The following is a 17,029-nucleotide window of genomic DNA, read 5'->3' on the forward strand; positions in this document are numbered from 1 at the left end:
GGCGATGTCGACACCACGAGTGCTCTGGTCACCCAGCGACGATGCCCGCAGCGCCACGGCGCTCGGCCGGTTCGCCGACGAATGCGAACGACGCTCCGGGCGCCGGTTCGCCGACTACGGCGATCTCTGGCGGTGGTCGACGAGCGACGGGTTGGAGGACTGTTGGGCGGCCGTGTGGGACCGGTTCGAGGTCGTCTCGGCGACACCGTACGAGGCCGTGCTCGACTCGCGATCGATGCCCGGCGCGCGCTGGTTCCCCGGCGCCCGGCTCAACTACGCCGAACACATCTGCCGGGTGGCAGCCGAGCGACCCGACGCCGTGGCCCTCGTCGGGGTTTCCCAGTCGCGCGAGCGGGTCGAGCTGACGTGGACCGACCTCGTCGAACAGGTGCGGCTCGCCCGCGCGGGCCTGGCTCGACTCGGCGTCGGCCGGGGCGACCGGGTCGCGGCCTACCTGCCGCACGTGCCGGAGACGATCGTGGCCTTCCTGGCGGCGAGCAGCCTCGGCGCGATCTGGACGTCGTGCGCGCCCGAGTTCGGTGTGCAGGCGGTGCTCGATCGGTTCCGGCAGGTCGAGCCGACCGTGCTGCTCGCGGTCGACGGCTACCGGTACGGCCGGCGTGACGTGTCGCGAGTCGATGAGCTCGCCGCGATCCGCGAGGGGCTGCCGTCGGTCGCTGCCACCGTGCACGTTCCGTACCTGCCGGGCACGCCACCGCCGTCCGACGTCGTGGCGTGGCGCGAGCTGCTCGCGGACGACCCGGCCCCGCTCGAGTTCGAACACGTCGTTCCCGAGCACCCGCTGTACGTCCTCTACTCGTCGGGCACCACCGGCCTCCCGAAGCCGATCGTCCACGGGCACGGCGGCATCCTGCTCGAGCATCTCAAGACGATCGGGCTCCACGCCGACATGACCGCCGGCGACGTCTTCTTCTGGTTCACCACGACCGGCTGGATGATGTGGAACTACCTCGTGTCGGGTCTGCTCCTCGGCGCCCGCGTCGTCACGTTCGACGGAGACCCGAATCACGCCGGGCCCTCGACGCTCTGGCAGCTCGCCGCCGACGAGCAGGTCACCTGGTTCGGCGGCGGCGCGCCGTACTACTCGGCCTGTCAACGTGCCGGTCTCCGCCCGTCGAGCGAGTTCGACTTGTCTCGGATCCGTGCGATCGGTTCGACCGGCGCGCCGTTGCCGGCCGAGGCGTTCGCCTGGATCTACGAGCACGTGTCGGACGACGCATTGCTGTCGCCGATCTCGGGTGGCACCGACGTCTGCTCGGCGTTCGTCGGTGGGAGTCCGCTGACGCCCGTGTGGGAGGGCGAGATCCCGTGCAGCTACCTGGGTGCCGCGGTGGCCGCGTTCGACGAGAACGGGCAGCCCGTCGTGGGCGGGCAGGGCGAGCTGGTGATCACGCAGCCGATGCCGTCGATGCCGGTCGGCTTCTGGGGCGACGACGACGGATCGCGCTATCGCGCGTCGTACTTCGAGCACTTTCCGGGCGTGTGGCGCCACGGCGACTGGATCACGATCACCGAGCGCGGGAGTTGTGTGATCAGTGGTCGGTCCGACGCGACGCTGAACCGGGGTGGCGTCCGCGTCGGCACGGCCGAGATCTACCGGGTGGTCGAGGGCGTCGACGGTGTCGTCGACAGCCTCGTCGTGCACCTCGAGGGCGACGGCGCCGACGATCCGGGCGAGCTCGTCCTGTTCGTCACCCTCGCCGACGGGGTCGACCTCGACGACGACATGACCGCCACGATCCGGACGACCGTCCGCTCGGGGCTGTCGCCGCGACACGTTCCCGACCGCGTCCACCAGGTGCGGGCCGTGCCGACGACGTTGAGCGGCAAGAAGCTCGAGCTCCCCGTCAAGAAGGTGCTGCTCGGCGTCGACCCGGGCGAAGCGGCGAGTCGCGGCGCCTTGAAGGACCCGGCGGCGTTCGACGAGATCGTCGAACTCGCCCGTCGCTTGCGCTCCACCTGACGAAACGGTACCGTTTCGAACGAAACGCTGACGTTTCGTTCGAGGAGGACCCGTGACCGACACCGTTTCCGACATCCCGCTGCACGAACGGCCCGAGATCCACGCGCGCCGCTGGTTCCTGCTCGGCGTCATGTGCCTCAGCCTCGTGATGGTCGTCATGGCCGTGTCGGGCCTCAACGTCGCGATCCCGTCGCTCCAGCGCGATCTGGACGCCACGGCGACCGACCTGCAGTGGATCGTCGACGCCTACGCGATCGTGTTCGCCGGCCTGCTGCTGAGCGCCGGCGCGATCGGCGACCGGTTCGGCCGCAAGCGGGCGTTGATGGCCGGGCTCGCCGTGTTCGCCGCCGGATCGCTGATCGGCGCCCTGGCCGACACCTCGAACCAGGTCATCGTGTCGCGTGCCGTCTCCGGGATCGGGGCGGCATTCATCATGCCGGCCACCCTGTCGTTGCTCACGGCCATCTTCCCGCCCCACGAGCGTGGCAAGGCGATCGCGGTGTGGGCCGGGTTCGCCGGCGCCGGAGGCGCGCTCGGCCCGCTCCTCGTGGGGTTCCTGCTCACCGGGTGGTGGATCTTCCCCTCGTTCTGGTGGGGATCGGCCTTCGTGGTGAACGCCGTGACCCCGGTCCTCGTCCTCGTCGTGGTCGCCGTCTTCGCCCCACGGAGCAAGGACGACGAGGCCACGCCCCTCGACCCGGTCGGCGCCGTGCTCTCCCTGTTCGGCATCGCAGCGCTGCTGTTCGGCATCATCGAGGGTCCCGAACGCGGCTGGACCGACGGGTTGGTGGTCGGCGGGTTCGTCGTCGGCATCGGGTTGCTGATCGGGTTCGTGCTGTGGGAACGGCGAGCCACGCACCCGATGCTGCCGATGGAGTACTTCCGCGCCCGACCGTTCTCGACCGGCACCGGCATCATCACGCTCGGCTTCATGGTGATGTTCGGCTTCTTCTTCCTCATCACCCAGTACTTCCAGTTCGTCAAGGGGTACTCACCGCTGCGCGCGGGCGTCGCAACGCTGCCGTTCGCCTTCACCATGATCGTCATGTCGCCACGCAGCGATGCGATGGTGCGACGCGTCGGCATGAACCGGGTCGTCGCCGGCGGCTTCACGTCGATGGCGATCGGGTTCGTCGTGTTGGGATTCGTGCGACCCGACACGCCGTACCTCGTCATCGCGGGCGCCCTCGTGTTGCTCGCCGGCGGCATGGCCGTGACGATCGCGCCGGCGACGGGGGCGATCATGTCGTCGGTGCCGCTCAACAAGGCCGGCATCGGGTCAGCGGTCAACGACACGACGCGCGAGTTCGGCGGGGCGCTCGGCATCGCCGTGCTCGGCAGCATCGTCGCCTCGCAGTACCGATCGAGTTTCGATTCGAGTGGTCTGCCGCCCGAGGTCGCCGAGGCCGCTGGTGAGTCGGTCGGTGCGGCCGTCGGCATCGGTACCGAACTCGACGGCGACGTCGGCGGCTCGCTGGTCGCGCAGGCCGGCGTCGTGTTCACCGACGCGGTCAACGTCGCCTTCTTCGTCTCGGCCGTCATCGCGATCGTCACCGGCGGTGTCGTCTATGCGGTGGGGAAGCGCCCGTGACCGAGCCGACCGACCGTGCCAACCCGCGGGTCGAGCGGACACGGATCGCGATCCTCGAGGCGACCCTCGATGAACTCGCCGAGGTCGGCTACGGCTCGTTGACCATCGAGTCGGTGGCCAAGCGCGCCGGGGCCAGCAAGGCGACGATCTACCGGCACTGGGAGGGCAAGCTCGACCTGTTCGCCGACGCCGTCTCGACCCTCAAGGCGATGCCGCAGTACGTCGAGTCGGACGACCGGTACGAGTCGATCGTGGCGTTCGTCGAGGCGATCGCCGAGCACATCGCGCACGGTCGGTTCGCGGCGTGCATCCCGGCGCTGATCGAGGCGAGCGTCACCGATCCGGCAGTGCGAGAGTTCCACGTGCGCACATCGGCCGAGCGGCAGGCCTACGGAGCGCAGGTGCTCGAGGCGGCGCGTGCGGCCGGCCACCTTGCCGACGACGTGGACGTGATGGCGATGACCGAGCGGCTCGTCGCCCCGCTGTTCTTCCGTCGCATGATGGCCGCCGAACCGTTTCCGGTCGCCGACGTCCGGCCACTCGTCGACGCCGTCCTCGGACCGCACTGGCGCTGAAGGCCGCACCGACGGCCGCAGTGTGCGCCGATACGCTCGGCGGTGTGACTTCGATCTATCTCGACCGTCTCGACCGGGTCCGCACCGCCATGACCGAGCAGGGCGTCGATGCGCTGCTGCTGTCGGTCGGTCACGACCTGCCGTACCTCACCGGCTATCAGGCAATGCCGCTCGAACGGCTCACCCTGTTGGTCGTGCCGCGGGATGGCGACGCCACCATGTTGATCCCGCGGCTCGAGGCTCCTCGGGTCGACGCACAGCCCGGCGTGTTCGAACTCCAGCCGTGGAACGAGACCGACGACCCGACGGAGCTGGCCGCGAGCCTCATCCCGGGTGCGTCGAAGATCGCCGTCGGCGACCAGATGTGGGCCCGCTTCCTGGTCGAGCTGCTCCCGCACCTGCCGGGCGCCGAGTACCGCCGGGCGGTCGACGTGGTCGGGCCGCTCCGCATGGTCAAGGATCAGGCGGAGATCGACGCGCTTGCCGCGGCCGGCGCTGCCGTCGACCGCATCGCGGCCGACCTGCAGTCGGGTGCGATCCCGCTGGTCGGCCGCACCGAGGCCGACGTCTCGGCCGAACTGTCGGCTCGGATCATCGCCGAGGGACACCAGAAGGTGAACTTCGCCATCGTCGCTGCCGGCGAGAACGCCGCCAGTCCGCACCACCACGCCGGATCACGGGTGATCCGGGAGCGCGAGATCGTGCTGTGCGACTTCGGTGGGACGATGAACGGGTACTGCTCCGACATCACCCGGTGCGTGTTCACCGGCGACGTCGCCGCCGACGCTCCCGACATCGCGGAGGCGTACGCCGTGCTCCACGAGGCCCAGTCGGCTGCGGTCGCGGCGGCGACCGTCGGCACGCCCTGCCAAGACATCGACCGGGCCGCCCGGCAGGTGATCGCCGACGCCGGCTACGGCGAGTACTTCGTCCATCGCACCGGCCACGGCATCGGCCTGGAGGAGCACGAAGACCCCTACATCGTCGAAGGCAACGCGACACCGCTCGCCGCCGGTCACGCCTTCAGCGTCGAGCCCGGCATCTACGTGCCCGACCGGTGGGGGATGCGCCTCGAAGACATCGTCGTCGCGACCGACGACGGGCCGCGTCCGACCAACACGGTCGATCACGGTCTGCACGACGTCGTCGCCTGATCGGCGACCCGCGCAGTCAGGAGCGGCTCAGGAATCGGCGACCGTCGGGGCGACGTCGAGTGACGTCAACTCGATCGTGCCGTCGGCGCCGATGTAGCGGGCGAGCATCCCCTGGTCGAGTGCGCAGTAGCTGACGGTGCCCACGGCCTCGACCGAGCTCGGCAGCTTGATCGCGACACACACCGCCGACTGGCCGGCGATCGTGTCGGTGGTGCCGGTGCTGGTGCCGATCCGTCGGGCCGCGTCGGTGACGAGACGTTGGCGAGCCGATGACTCCCAGAACCGGTGGGTGATCCCGAGGTTGCTCACGTAGGCGTCGTTGGCGCCGTCGGTGCAGTCGTCGGCTCGACACGTGGTCGTGTTGCCGGCGGGGTCGGTCGTGTAGGTGACGTCGCCGATCTGTGTCGTCACCGTGCCGCCTTCGGAGGTGATCGTGGCCACGGTCGAGTCGGTGGACGACGAGGGTGTGATTGAGTACGTCGCCGTGAAGTCGACCACCGGGCTGCGCTCGAGTCGTTCGGCGACCGTCTGGGTCGCCGAGTCGGTGATGACGTCGGCGGCCTCGAGCGTCGGCCGCTCGCCGAGTGCACAGCCGCTCAGCGCGACGAGCGCGAGCAGGAGGGGAGTGGCACGGCGCAACATGTCGGCGTCAGCCTACGGTGCGCGCCGGTACCCTGCTCCGACGTGATCCAGCTCGACGCCGCGACCGTGCTCCTCCAGTGGGCCGTGGGTGGCATGGCGTTCTGCTGGTTCACCACCCGGCGCCGTGTGATCGGCGTCGGCTACGGCTGGTTGCTGCGGGGCACCTATCTCGCGCTCGCCGCGCTGTCGCTCGTGATCGCACTGCGGTACGGCACGGTGCCGTTGCGGGAGGTGTCGACGGTCGGGGTGATGATCGCCATCGTCGTCGCCATCGTCGTGTCGGTGCAGCGCCGCGACGTCGGCGTCAGTGGCCAGCGGGCCGAGCACGATCGCCGCACCGAACGGGTGGCGGCGATGACCGGCATCGAGCGGGCCGGGCGAACCGACGACGACCCCGACACCGAGGTCGGCGCCGAGTTCCCGCCGATCCTCGACCTGATTCCTGCCCTGATCGGCATCGTCGGCCTGCTCGCCGCCGCGGTCGACGCTGCCCCCGACGGTGGCAGCGACATCGCCCTGTCGATCCTCCGGACGCTGGCGGGCGCCGCCTTCCTCGGATGCGTCACCGACGCCATGCTGCTCGGCCACTGGTACCTGGTGCAGCCCGGTCTCCCGCGCAAGCTGCTCAACGAGATCGTCACCGCGCTCGGCTGGATCTGGCCGATCGAGGTCATCTCGCTGCTGTTGCCGGTCGGCATGATCAGCGTGTTCACCGGCGAGGTCGACGACGGCTGGAACGGCACCCTCGGATGGTTCTGGGCGGCCAGCGCCGTCACGACGATCGTCTTGGTGTTCGTCACGAAGGCGGCCCTCAAGGAGCGGCAGTACTCGGCAGTGATGGCTGCGACCGGGCTGCTGTATCTCGCCATCCTCACCGCCTTCGGCACCGATCTGGTCGCCCGAGCCGTCCTCGACGCCGGCTGAGATCGAGCACCACCCGGGCGACCCCTGGTTGAGGGGCGGCCGGAGCGGGCATGATGTGGGTATGGCACGTCCGGTCTGGAACGGCACGATCAGCTTCGGTCTGGTGGCGATTCCCATCAAGCTCTTCCACGCAGTGCGGCGGAAGAACATTTCGTTCAACCAGCTCGACGACCGATCGATGTCGCGCATCCGCTACCAGAAGGTGTCGGCGAGCGACGGCGAGGTCGTCCCCGACGAACACATCGTCAAGGGCTACGAGGTCTCGAAGGACCGTTACGTCGTCGTCGACCCCGACGAACTCGAACCGTTCCTGCCGTCGGCCACCAAGACGATCGACCTCGAGGAGTTCGTCGACCTGGAGGAGATCGACCCGGTCTACTTCGACTCGGCGTACTACGTCGCTCCCGGCTCCGACCCGAAGCCGTACGCGCTCCTGGCGCAGGCGATGGAGCAGGCCGGCAAGGTCGCGATCGGCCGCTTCGTGATGCGCAACAAGCAGTACACGGCGGCCATCCGCGCCGAGGAGGGGCGCCTGGTGATGTCGACCCTCGCCTACGCGGACGAGGTGGTCGACCCGGACACGATCGAAGAACTGCAGGGGCTCGACGAGATCGACGTGACGAAGAAGGAGCTGGCGATGGCCGAATCGCTGGTCGACTCGCTCACCGCAGCCTTCGAGCCGGAGAAGTACCACGACGAGTACCGCGAGCAGGTCAGGGAGCTGATCGACAAGAAGGCGGCCGGCGAAGAGTTCACCGTGCCCGAAGAGTCGCTCGAGAAGCCCAAGGTCGTCGACCTGATGGCGGCACTCGAAGCGAGCGTCGCCAAGGCCAAGGAGGCTCGCGGCGACACGACCAAGACCCGCAAGAAGAAGTCGGCCTGAGCCGACGAGGCCGAGCGACGATGGCGGGGGTCGATGTCGAGATCGAGGGTCGTACGATCTCGCTGAGCAACCTCGACAAGGTGCTGTACCCGAGCGGGTTCACCAAGTCGCAGGTGATCGATTACATGGCGCGCATCGCCCCCGTTGCGATCCCGCACCTCACCGGCCGGGCACTGACCTTCAAACGATTCCCCGACGGGACCGAGACCAACGGCTTCTTCGAGAAGCGGTGTCCGGGGCACCGGCCGCCGTGGGTCGACGTGGCGCTCGGGCCGGGCGATCGGAAAGGCGGGATCGAGTACTGCCGGATCGACGAGACGGCGGCCATGGTCTGGGCCGGCAACATGGCGGCGCTCGAGCTCCACGCTCCGATGGCGTGTGCCGACGATCTCGACGTGCCCCGTGCCCTCGTGTTCGACTTCGACCCTGGCGCTCCGGCGGCGATCGCCGAGTGCTGCACGGTCTCGCTCGGCGTGCGGGAGGTGCTCGATTCGGTCGGACTGCAGGGCTGGTGCAAGACATCGGGGTCGAAGGGCCTCCAGATGTACGTGCCGCTCAACACACCGTCGGCGACGCACGAGGCTGCGGCCGACTTCGCCCTCGCCGTCGGTCAGGTCATGGAACGCCGCCTGCCGAAGCAGGTGACCACGATCATGGCGAAGGCCGAGCGACCCGGGAAGATCTTCGTCGACTGGTCGCAGAACGCGTTCCACAAGACGACGATCGCGCCGTATTCGCTTCGGGCCCGGCCGGAGCCGACCGTGTCGACGCCCGTGACGTGGGACGAGGTCGAGTCGTGTGCCGACGGCGACATCGAACTGCGGTTCACCAGCGATCAGGTGCTCGAACGCGTCGACGCCCACGGCGATCTGTTCGAGCCGGTCCTCACCGTCGAGCAGGAGCTCCCCACGCCCGGCTGACCGACGAATGGGGTCGGATACGTTTCGTCGGTCCCGACGAAACGTATCCGACCCCATTCGTCGACCCCATTCGTCGAGGTGAGGGTGAGGTGGAGGGTCACGGTCTGTCGTCCGGGTGGCAATTCACGCGCCGTGGGTGGGCGCTGAGGGTGAACAATCCCTCACGCGTTGTGGGATTCCTGACGATGAGGGCATGATGGTCACCGTCATGTTCAGGTCGAGCTCACGGAGTTGGGACGTGGGGCGCCTCGGTGCCACCCTCGCGGTCGTCGCGATGCTGACGGCTGCCTGCGGCCAGGCGCGGGCCGCTGCGCCACCCGACCCCGAGTTCACCAGTGGCGAACGAGCGGAGCCGACCGTGGTCGAGACACCGCTGCCGAGCGAGGGCGACATCGTCCTGCCCGACGACGTCGAGTCGGGCGACACGGGCACCGACGACGCCGGCGACGAGTTCGACGTGGCCGACATGGTCGTGCTCGACGACGCCGGCAACGCGTCGCCGAACCTGTCGGGCTGGTCGGCGTTCGACGCGGCGATGCAGCGACGACTCGGCATCAACCAGGCGTCGTCGGTCGCGGTGATGATCGACGGCGAGGTCGTCCATGCGGGTGCGTACGGTGTGCGTGTCGCCGGGGGCGACGCCGTGGAGACCACCGACCGGTTCCGCATCGCCAGCATCTCGAAGACGATCACGGCGATCGTCACGATGCAACTGGTCGAGGACGGCCTGCTCACGCTCGACGATCCGGTGGGGCAGGTGCTGATCGACCACTTGAAGCTCGCCAGCCCCGACGCCGACGTCGCACCGACGACGGTCCGCGAGCTCCTGAGCCACACGGCGGGTTTCCCGCAGCACGAGGGAACGTTCTTCTCGAACGGCGCGACCTCCTGCACCGACGCGGCGATCAAGGGCTTGAGTTCCGGCGTGAACTCGGGAAGCGGCTATCGCTACAGCAACATGAGCTACTGCGTGCTCGGCATTCTGATCGAGGCCGTGACGGGACAGGCGTACGAGCGGGTGGTCGAGGACCGACTGCTCGAACCGCTCGGGATCGAGGGGATGCGGTTCACGTCCACCTACGAGCTCGGCCCCGACGAGGTGTCCCACTACCCGACGCCGAACCGGAACTTCATGGAAGTCCTCGGCGCCGCCGGGTCGTGGAACGCGACGCCGACCGATCTGGTGCGCATCATGAACTCGATCGATCACGCCACGCCGGGCTGGAAGGCGATCTCGGAGGAGACCGCCCGGTCGATGCGGTTCCGCATCGACACCGGCCAGCAGCCGGGTGGCTACGGCCTCGGCCTCATCAACTACGAGAACGACACGTTCGGCCACACCGGGACGATCCAGAACACCCATGCGATGCTGCTCCGTCAGCCGGATGGCATCACCTGGGCGGTGACCGTCGCCGGTGGGACGCCGAGCGAGTCGGGCAACCTGCGGTCGATCGTCCGCAGTGCCTTGGCCGAAGCCTTCGGCTGATCGGCCGGGTCCGGCTGGGTCAGCCGGCGGGGACGACGACGAGGCGTGCCTCGCCGTCGGCGCTCTGTACGTCGATCGCCGCACCGTCGAGCTGTTCGGCGACCTCGGGGGCCACGCAGTAGCTCAAGCCGTGGGCGTCACCGGACTGATCGCCGTCGAGCGGCTGGTCGACGAACCCGATGCTGATCGTGCCGGGCTGTTCGGCGTCGGCCGAACCGGCCACGCGCAACGTGGCGTCGTTCGGGATCCCGTCCTGGCTCTCGCGTGCGTTGCTGAGCATCGAGGCAGCGGTGGGAGTGAGGGTCAACAATGAGATCATCCTTTCGGGATGGTCGGGGGCATGAACAGCGCGCGTACCCGACTCCGACACGTCGAAACATCCGAGGTTCACTACGGTGTCGCGCATGGAGATGCCCAAGGAGGGAAGGGCGATCGACGACGTCATCGCCGATCTGGCCGACAAGCGCACGGGGGACGCACGGTGGCAGGACGGCCGCACGTTCGGGATGGTGTACGACGGCGGACCGTCGGTGCACGAGGTCGCCGAACGTGCCGCCGTGATGTATCTGCACGAGAACGCGCTGAACGTGATGGCGTTCCCGTCGCTGCGCTCGATCCAGAGCGAGGTCGTCGACTGGACGGCGGGACTGCTGCACGGCCCCGACACCGCCGCCGGCTTCTTGACGAGTGGTGGCACCGAGTCGATCCAGTGCGCCGTGCTCGCCGCTCGTGAGCGCGGTCGCGCCGAGCGAGGCATCCGGTCGGGTGAGATCGTCGTGGCCGAGTCGGCACATGCCGCCTTCCACAAGTCGGCCCACATGTACGACATGCCGATCCACGCCGCGCCCGTGAGCGACGACTGGACCGCCGACGTCGACGCAATGGCCGATCTCGTGAACGAGAACACGGTCCTGGTCGTCGGGTCGGCCCCGCAGTACCCGCAGGGGGTCGTCGACGACATTCCGGCGATCGCCGCACTCGCGGCCACCGTCGATGCCAACTGCCACGTCGACGCGTGCATGGGCGGCTTCGTCCTGCCGTTCGTCGAGATGCTCGGCCGCGAGGTTCCGGTGTGGGACTTTCGCGTCGACGGGGTGCACAGCATGTCGGCCGACATCCACAAGCTCGGCTACGCGCCGAAGGGCGTCTCGGTCGTGCTGCACCGCACCAAGGAACTGCGGAAGTACCAGACGTTCCTCTTCGACCAGTGGCTCGGTGGGTTCTACGGCTCGCCCAATCTCCAGGGCACCCGCTCCGGACTCCCGATGGCGTGCGCCTGGGCGGTCATGCAGCACCTCGGCGTCGACGGGTACGTCGAGCTCACCCGGACCGTGCTCGACAACGCCGACCGAATGCGCGCCGGCATCGCCGAGATCGACGGTGTCCGCGTGTTGGGTGACGGGCAGTATCACCTCGTGGCGATGGCGTCCGACCCCGACGCCGCCGTGCCCGTCGACGTGTTCGCGCTCGGCGATGCACTGGCGAAGCGGGGATGGCATCACGATCGCCAGGGGCCACCCGACACGTTGCACTCGACGGTCAGCAACACCAACACCGGCCAGATCGACCACTACCTGACCGACCTCGCCGAGTGCGTCGCCGAGGTCGGTGGCTCCACCACCGACGACCGCAGTACGAGCTATTCGACGGTCGACTGACTGCCGTCCGACCCGTCGCTCGATGGGTCGAGGCGGTCGAGGGCCGACTGGTCACGCTGGGGCAACACCGGACGAAGGGCGTCCATCCGCTTCCAGTCGGGAATCGGTGGATCGTGGTCGATACGCGGTGCGAACTTCGAGATCTCGCCGTCGCGGTGGATGTATCGACCGCAGTTCGGGAACGCTCGTGTGACGGTGACGATCACGACCGCCTCCGCGCCGACGTGTCGCTCGACGTCGGCGGGCTCGGTGGAAACGGTGGCCGTGCCCTGGACCCGCATCCGCCACGGTCGGTCGGTATCGATGAAGAGCAGCGCCACACGACCGGTGTCGATCACGTTGCCGAGCGTGCGCCACATCCCGTTCCCGTCGTAGCTCGGGATTCGGATTTCGGTCGGGTTCGCGACCTCGACGAAGCCGACGTCGCCTCCCTTGTACGAGACGTCGGGCCAGCCGTCGGCATCGACGGTCGACACCCACACGGTCGACTGGGCGCGGATCAGGTCGATGTCGTCGTCGGTCAGCGCCTCGTGGACCGTGAACGTTTGCAGTGCATCGGCCAGGCGACGAGCGTCGAACTCATCCTGCAGTGCCCGCGCTCCGTCCCCGTACAGCTCCCCGGCCATCCGTCCAGTGTCGCAGACGGCTGCAGGTGTCGGATCACTCGTAGTGCTCGGTGCGATGATCGCTGCGTTGCATCTCCTCGGCGGCGGCGAGGGCTTCGTGTACGGCCTCGGTGAGCGCCGCCGCAGCCTCGTCGGGTCGGATCCCGAAGCCGATGTCGTCGATCAGCGCCTGCAATCGGGCGGTCGTGCGCCACGCCGCGAACCGCGTCCACTCGGTGAACAGCACCTCGGGATCGTCCACGCCGAGCAGGTCGACCGTGCGGCTCTGGTGATGCCGCATCGGGTCGAGGGCGACGTAGCCGTTGACCATCGTGATCCGCTCGGCCTCGGCCGTGAGTGGTCCACCGCGATGGACGACCATGTTGCCGTGCATCGCAACCGCCCAGCCGGGCCCGGGCAGGCCCGGAGCGACGACACGATCGACGGGAGGCTTCTCCCCGGCGTCGCGCAGCGCGGCGGCCTCGGCCTTGGTGCCGACGAAGTACTCGAACCGACCGCCGGGCGTGATGGTGGGGTCGGTCACCGTCATCACATAGTCGAGCGGCAAGGTGTCGTGGTGCCACTTGTCGACGGCGGCGTCGATGACCGACGGTTCGTAGTTGAGGTGACCGAGATGGACGCCCATCGGATGCGGTGCCACTTCGGTGCCGTACACGGCGCTCATGTGGGCGGCGACCTCGGGACTGAGGCACAGGTCGCGTAGCCAAGCCGACCGGTAGACGCCGCCCCGGACCGACCGCTCGATCCGGTCGCCTGCAGCCCGCCCGAAGGCTCGCAATCGCCGAGCGGTGGTGAGCATCACGTCGGCGCCCTCGTCGCTGAGGATGCGAATCGGCGACGAGATCGCCACGTCGGTCGCCGTGCCGACGACGTCGCCGTCGCTGTATCCGAGGTCGCGAAGCGTCGTGACCGACTCCGGCTCGGTCAGGGCGAGATGGCGCTCCGGGTCGAACACGGGCTCGTCCGTGAGGAGGTCGTACCCCGATGGTCGGGCTTCCGGGAACGTGACCGCTTCGAACGACGTCATGCGGTCCAGTCTGTCGGACAGCGGCGCCCGTGTCGAAGCTGCGATCAGGCGCCGATGGTGACGGCGCCGGCGACCTGATGGCCGGATTGGAACACCGCGCCGACCTGGTCGCCGAGCGTCGCCGTGTCGAACGGATCGCCGGTGAGGACGACGAGGTCGGCACGCTTGCCGACCTCGATGGTGCCACGGTCGTCGAGCACATCGAGGAGTTCGGCGGCGACGCTCGTCGAGGCCGCCAGGGCCTGCGCCGGTGTCATGCCGCATCGGACCATCTCGTGCACTTCACGCAGGTTCTGGCCGTGGGGGATGACGCCGCTGTCGGTGCCCATCGCCACCTTGACGCCGGCATCGATCGCTCGGCTGATCGAGTCGCGGTGCGCCTCCATCACCTGGTGGGTCTTGTCGATCGCGTACTGCGGGACGTTCACCCCGCGGTCGGCGGCCTCGAGCACGCCCATCGGCGCGATCAGCGTCGGAACGAGGTAGGTGCCGCGATCGACCATCATCTCGATCGCTTCGTCGTCGAGGTAGATGCCGTGCTCGATCGATCGGATTCCGGCCCGGACGGCCGACTTGATGCCGTCGGTCGCCTGGGCGTGGCTCATCACCCATTTGCCGGCGGCGGTCGCCTCGGTGACGAGCACGTCGAGCTCGTCGTCGCGGAAGTGGCCGTGCCTCGGGTCGTCGCGTGGCGAGAGCACGCCACCCGACGTGCACACCTTGATCACGTCGGCGCCTGCCCGAATGAGCTCGCGAACCTTGACGCGCATCTCGTCGGGCCCGTCGACGATGCCGGTCGGTCGGCCGGGATGTGGGATCGAGAAGCTGGGCACGGCCTCGCCGCAGGCCATCCAGTGGTCACCGTGGCCGCCGGTCTGGCTGAGCAGGGTGATCGAGATGAGCATCTCGGGTCCGGCGACGACGCCGCGGGTCTGTGCCTCTTTCATGCCGAGGTCGGCGCCGCCCGCCTCGCGGACGGTCGTCACGCCGCTCGCCAGCGTGCGGCCCATCCGCTCGGCCGCGAGATAGAAGTTGAGGCTGAACGGAGTCGCCTGGAACACGGCCGGGTCGAGGTTGCCGTCGGCCATGAAGTGGACGTGGCTGTCGACGAAGCCGGGCACGATCGTGCTGCCCGCGCAGTCGACGACTTCGTCGCCGTCGAGCGACGAGCCGATCTCGACGATCCGGCCGTTCTCGAGCGCGACGTCGGCGTCGGCCGGATCGGCCCCGCTCCCGTCGAAGACGCGGCCACCTTGCAACACCGTTCGCATGCCGGCCACCGTACCGCGACCTCTCGTCGGGCTCGTCAGGGGGCGCCGTCGAGGATGCCGGTGATGCCGGTGGGTTCGTGGGGGCCGATCACGAACTGTTCGACGAGGCCGATGCCCTCGCGCTCGCCCCAGCGGGCGCGGGCGATCGCCTGGATGTGGATCATGTCGGGGTGCAGTGGGTCGACCTCGTCGAGCACGATTCGATCCCGCGTCGACTCGTCGGGTCCGACCCACTTGCCGTGGCCCCACACGGCGTCGCGGTATCCGATGCCGTTCATCTGGAACCGGAGGACCGGCTCGTAGGAGATCTCGACCGGGTCGCCGTTCCAGACCTCGAGGCGCGTCGTGATCCGCTCGGCCCATCGGGTTCCGGTCTGCCACGTCACGTCGAACTCGGCGGTGTGGGCTCGTTGCACCCGGCCCGGGTCGATCGGTGCATCGTCGTCGCCGATGATGGGCGTGACGGCACCGCTCTGGTGCCACGGACGGCCGGACGACTCGTGGTTGAGTGCGAAATGGGTGCATGCGTCGTCGAACACGGTCGGTGCCCACAACCAGAAGAACTGGGGAACCGAAGGCGGCCCGGCCATCGGCTCACCGATCGGCCGCACGCCCCACGAACGGTCGCGCACGCCGACGAAGCCGTCGACCTCGACCCGTTCACCATCGACCTCGAACCAGCCCGACCACGAACCGAACTGCGTCAGTCGGGTGTAGTCGAGCACGACTCGGCCGTCGACGACGTGGCGGAAGCGGGGCTCCTCGATCGCTGGTGACATCGCGGTGACCGTGAGCTCGGCCCGGACCTCGTGGCGGCCGTCGACCGTGATGCGGTGCGATCGCATCGGCTCGATCACCTCCACCCTGACACCGCCGGCCGCGGTGTCGGTGCGGTCGGCGGGGCATGCCCGCGAGCCGCGAACACTGTGTTGCACGCCGTCGACGATGCAACTGAACGCGGCGTCCATCACCCGCCGGTTCGGGTACACGCCCAGTGCCACGGCGAAGAACCGCTCTCCGGACCGGTCGAAACCGTTGAAGAAGTACCGGTCGTACGCGTTGGGGGAGTCGGTCCCGACGTGGAGGAACGGCTCGGGTGTCTGATGGAGCGGATAGTCGTCGTGGGGGTGGAGCACGTGCTCTCCTCGTGTGGGTGCCGGTCAGAGACGGTCGAGCAGGCCGAGATCGCGCATCTGCTCGGCGGGTCGCTCGGCCATCGCGGTGAACATCGCGTCGCCGCGTTCGGTCTGTTCGACGATCTGCGATGCGATCACGGCCATCAGATAGCCGGACGCCGTTCCGAGGACGTAGCCGTCCCAGATCGTGTCGTCGTCGGCCTCGACACCGGCGTTGCGCAGACCGGCGGCGTAGCGCTCGACCAGTCGTCGTTCGTGCGCTCGGCGCTCGTCGGCGAGGAGACCGGCACCGGTGAAGTAGGCGACGTCGGCCGGCCCGATCCCGACGGCGACGGTCTGCCAGTCGACGACGGTCACCGTCGGTGCGTGCGCAGTGCGGCCGAGGAGCAGGTTGTCGAGGCGGTAGTCGCCGTGGGTCACGCACCAATCGCCCGGCCCCTCCGCCCACTCGGTGACCAGGTCGCTCCACCGGCCGTACCGCTCGACGAGGAGTCGTCCCACGTCGAGGTCGTCGGCCGACATCCGCTCGGCGAAGCGGTCGAGGAACCCGGGCAGCAACATCTGCAGGAGGCCGGTCATCTGCATGGTGCGTTCGGCGTCGGGGTACCCGAGCCAGTCGAACGAACGCCATTCGTCGGTCCGGCCCCAGGTGGGAGCGTGGAGCCCGACCGCTTCGTCGATCACGGTCTCGGCGACCTCGACCGCACACCCGGCGATCTGATCGCCCTGCTCGGAGTCGCACAGGTCGTTCATCAGCAGGGCGAACTCGTGGGTGTCGGGATCCCATTCGACACGATGGACGTCGGGCACCGTCATCGTGACGTGGTCCCGGAGGTCGCGGTAGAAGCCGACCTCACGGACGTAGGTGCCGGTGAGCTTCGCAGCCTCCCGGCTGATGTCGCTGGCCGACGGGAACTTCGCGACGACGCTCGCCGGGAGTGCTGGGTCGTCGCGGTCCCAGGCGAGTTCGAAGCGCACGTTCTCGCCGACCTGGCCGGTGCCGATGGACGCCGCCGTGAAGCCGGTGACCCGGGCTCCGTTCGATGCCGCGGCGAGTGCCTCGGTCAGCCAGGCGGCATCGACCGTGGACGCGTTGATGACTGCTCGATCCCCCACGTCGAGGAGCCTGCCACAGCAGCCCGGCGCCGCCGG

General features: G+C 68.9%; 16 protein-coding genes. 9 read left to right on the top strand and 7 right to left on the bottom strand.

What is annotated here, in order from left to right:
* Positions 1 to 4 precede the first annotated feature (4 nt).
* Genes BDK89_RS08270 through BDK89_RS08285 form a run of 4 tightly spaced genes read left to right on the top strand, consistent with a single transcriptional unit; the run spans position 5 to position 5,304 of the window.
* Entirely contained in the window at positions 5 to 1,984 is a 1,980-nt protein-coding gene (locus tag BDK89_RS08270) for an acetoacetate--CoA ligase (protein WP_133868495.1), read from the top strand.
* Positions 1,985 to 2,036: 52 nt separating this feature from the next.
* Positions 2,037 to 3,575 (top strand): MFS transporter, encoded by a 1,539-nt coding sequence (locus BDK89_RS08275; protein WP_133868496.1) that lies wholly within the window; start codon positions 2,037 to 2,039, stop codon positions 3,573 to 3,575.
* Positions 3,572 to 4,150, top strand: coding sequence for a TetR/AcrR family transcriptional regulator (locus tag BDK89_RS08280; protein ID WP_133868497.1), 579 nt, complete (start codon positions 3,572 to 3,574; stop codon positions 4,148 to 4,150). Before BDK89_RS08275 ends, BDK89_RS08280 begins: the two co-directional genes overlap by 4 nt.
* A gap of 44 nt (positions 4,151 to 4,194) precedes the next feature.
* The gene (locus BDK89_RS08285) at positions 4,195 to 5,304 is read left to right on the top strand and encodes a M24 family metallopeptidase (RefSeq protein WP_208294007.1); all 1,110 of its coding nucleotides are present in this window, start codon (positions 4,195 to 4,197) and stop codon (positions 5,302 to 5,304) included.
* A gap of 27 nt (positions 5,305 to 5,331) precedes the next feature.
* Here the strand turns inward: BDK89_RS08285 and BDK89_RS08290 are convergent, their stop codons facing one another.
* Positions 5,332 to 5,946 carry a hypothetical protein gene (locus BDK89_RS08290; protein WP_133868498.1) on the bottom strand — a complete coding sequence of 205 codons (615 nt, stop codon included), beginning with the start codon at positions 5,944 to 5,946 and terminating at the stop codon, positions 5,332 to 5,334.
* Between the two features lie 42 nt (positions 5,947 to 5,988).
* Between BDK89_RS08290 and BDK89_RS08295 the strand changes: the two genes are divergently transcribed.
* From BDK89_RS08295 to BDK89_RS08310, 4 genes are all read left to right on the top strand, one after another.
* Positions 5,989 to 6,870, top strand: a complete 882-nt coding sequence (locus tag BDK89_RS08295; RefSeq protein ID WP_133868499.1) for a hypothetical protein — start codon at positions 5,989 to 5,991, stop codon at positions 6,868 to 6,870.
* A gap of 61 nt (positions 6,871 to 6,931) precedes the next feature.
* The gene (gene ku, locus BDK89_RS08300) at positions 6,932 to 7,753 is read left to right on the top strand and encodes a non-homologous end joining protein Ku (protein WP_133868500.1); all 822 of its coding nucleotides are present in this window, start codon (positions 6,932 to 6,934) and stop codon (positions 7,751 to 7,753) included.
* A 20-nt stretch (positions 7,754 to 7,773) separates the two neighbouring features.
* Entirely contained in the window at positions 7,774 to 8,673 is a 900-nt protein-coding gene (gene ligD, locus BDK89_RS08305) for a non-homologous end-joining DNA ligase (protein ID WP_133868501.1), read from the top strand.
* Between the two features lie 193 nt (positions 8,674 to 8,866).
* On the top strand, positions 8,867 to 10,159 hold the full coding sequence (locus tag BDK89_RS08310) for a serine hydrolase domain-containing protein (RefSeq protein WP_133868502.1): 1,293 nt from the start codon (positions 8,867 to 8,869) through the stop codon (positions 10,157 to 10,159).
* A gap of 19 nt (positions 10,160 to 10,178) precedes the next feature.
* On the opposite strand, the gene BDK89_RS08315 is transcribed toward BDK89_RS08310, so the two are convergent.
* A complete protein-coding gene (locus BDK89_RS08315) occupies positions 10,179 to 10,478 on the bottom strand; it encodes a hypothetical protein (protein WP_133868503.1) in 300 nt (99 codons plus the stop codon).
* An 85-nt stretch (positions 10,479 to 10,563) separates the two neighbouring features.
* Between BDK89_RS08315 and BDK89_RS08320 the strand changes: the two genes are divergently transcribed.
* Positions 10,564 to 11,817: a pyridoxal phosphate-dependent decarboxylase family protein gene (locus BDK89_RS08320; RefSeq protein WP_133868504.1), complete on the top strand. Its 1,254-nt coding sequence runs from the start codon at positions 10,564 to 10,566 to the stop codon at positions 11,815 to 11,817.
* Here the strand turns inward: BDK89_RS08320 and BDK89_RS08325 are convergent.
* The 5 genes from BDK89_RS08325 to BDK89_RS08345 are packed head-to-tail and all read right to left on the bottom strand — an operon-like array spanning position 11,799 to position 16,993.
* Entirely contained in the window at positions 11,799 to 12,443 is a 645-nt protein-coding gene (locus BDK89_RS08325; RefSeq protein ID WP_133868505.1) for a pyridoxamine 5'-phosphate oxidase family protein, read from the bottom strand. The two genes, BDK89_RS08320 and BDK89_RS08325, sit on opposite strands and share 19 nt — an antisense overlap.
* A 34-nt stretch (positions 12,444 to 12,477) precedes the next feature.
* On the bottom strand, positions 12,478 to 13,470 hold the full coding sequence (locus tag BDK89_RS08330; RefSeq protein ID WP_133868506.1) for a hypothetical protein: 993 nt from the start codon (positions 13,468 to 13,470) through the stop codon (positions 12,478 to 12,480).
* 44 nt (positions 13,471 to 13,514) lie between these two features.
* Positions 13,515 to 14,741, bottom strand: coding sequence for a metal-dependent hydrolase family protein (locus BDK89_RS08335; RefSeq protein ID WP_133868507.1), 1,227 nt, complete (start codon positions 14,739 to 14,741; stop codon positions 13,515 to 13,517).
* Positions 14,742 to 14,776: 35 nt separating this feature from the next.
* A complete protein-coding gene (locus tag BDK89_RS08340) occupies positions 14,777 to 15,877 on the bottom strand; it encodes an Rv3169 family protein (RefSeq protein ID WP_133868508.1) in 1,101 nt (366 codons plus the stop codon).
* Positions 15,878 to 15,901: 24 nt separating this feature from the next.
* On the bottom strand, positions 15,902 to 16,993 hold the full coding sequence (locus tag BDK89_RS08345) for a phosphotransferase family protein (RefSeq protein WP_133868509.1): 1,092 nt from the start codon (positions 16,991 to 16,993) through the stop codon (positions 15,902 to 15,904).
* Positions 16,994 to 17,029: the final 36 nt, after the last annotated feature.

This window comes from Ilumatobacter fluminis (assembly GCF_004364865.1).
GTDB classification, from domain to species: Bacteria; Actinomycetota; Acidimicrobiia; order Acidimicrobiales; family Ilumatobacteraceae; genus Ilumatobacter; species Ilumatobacter fluminis.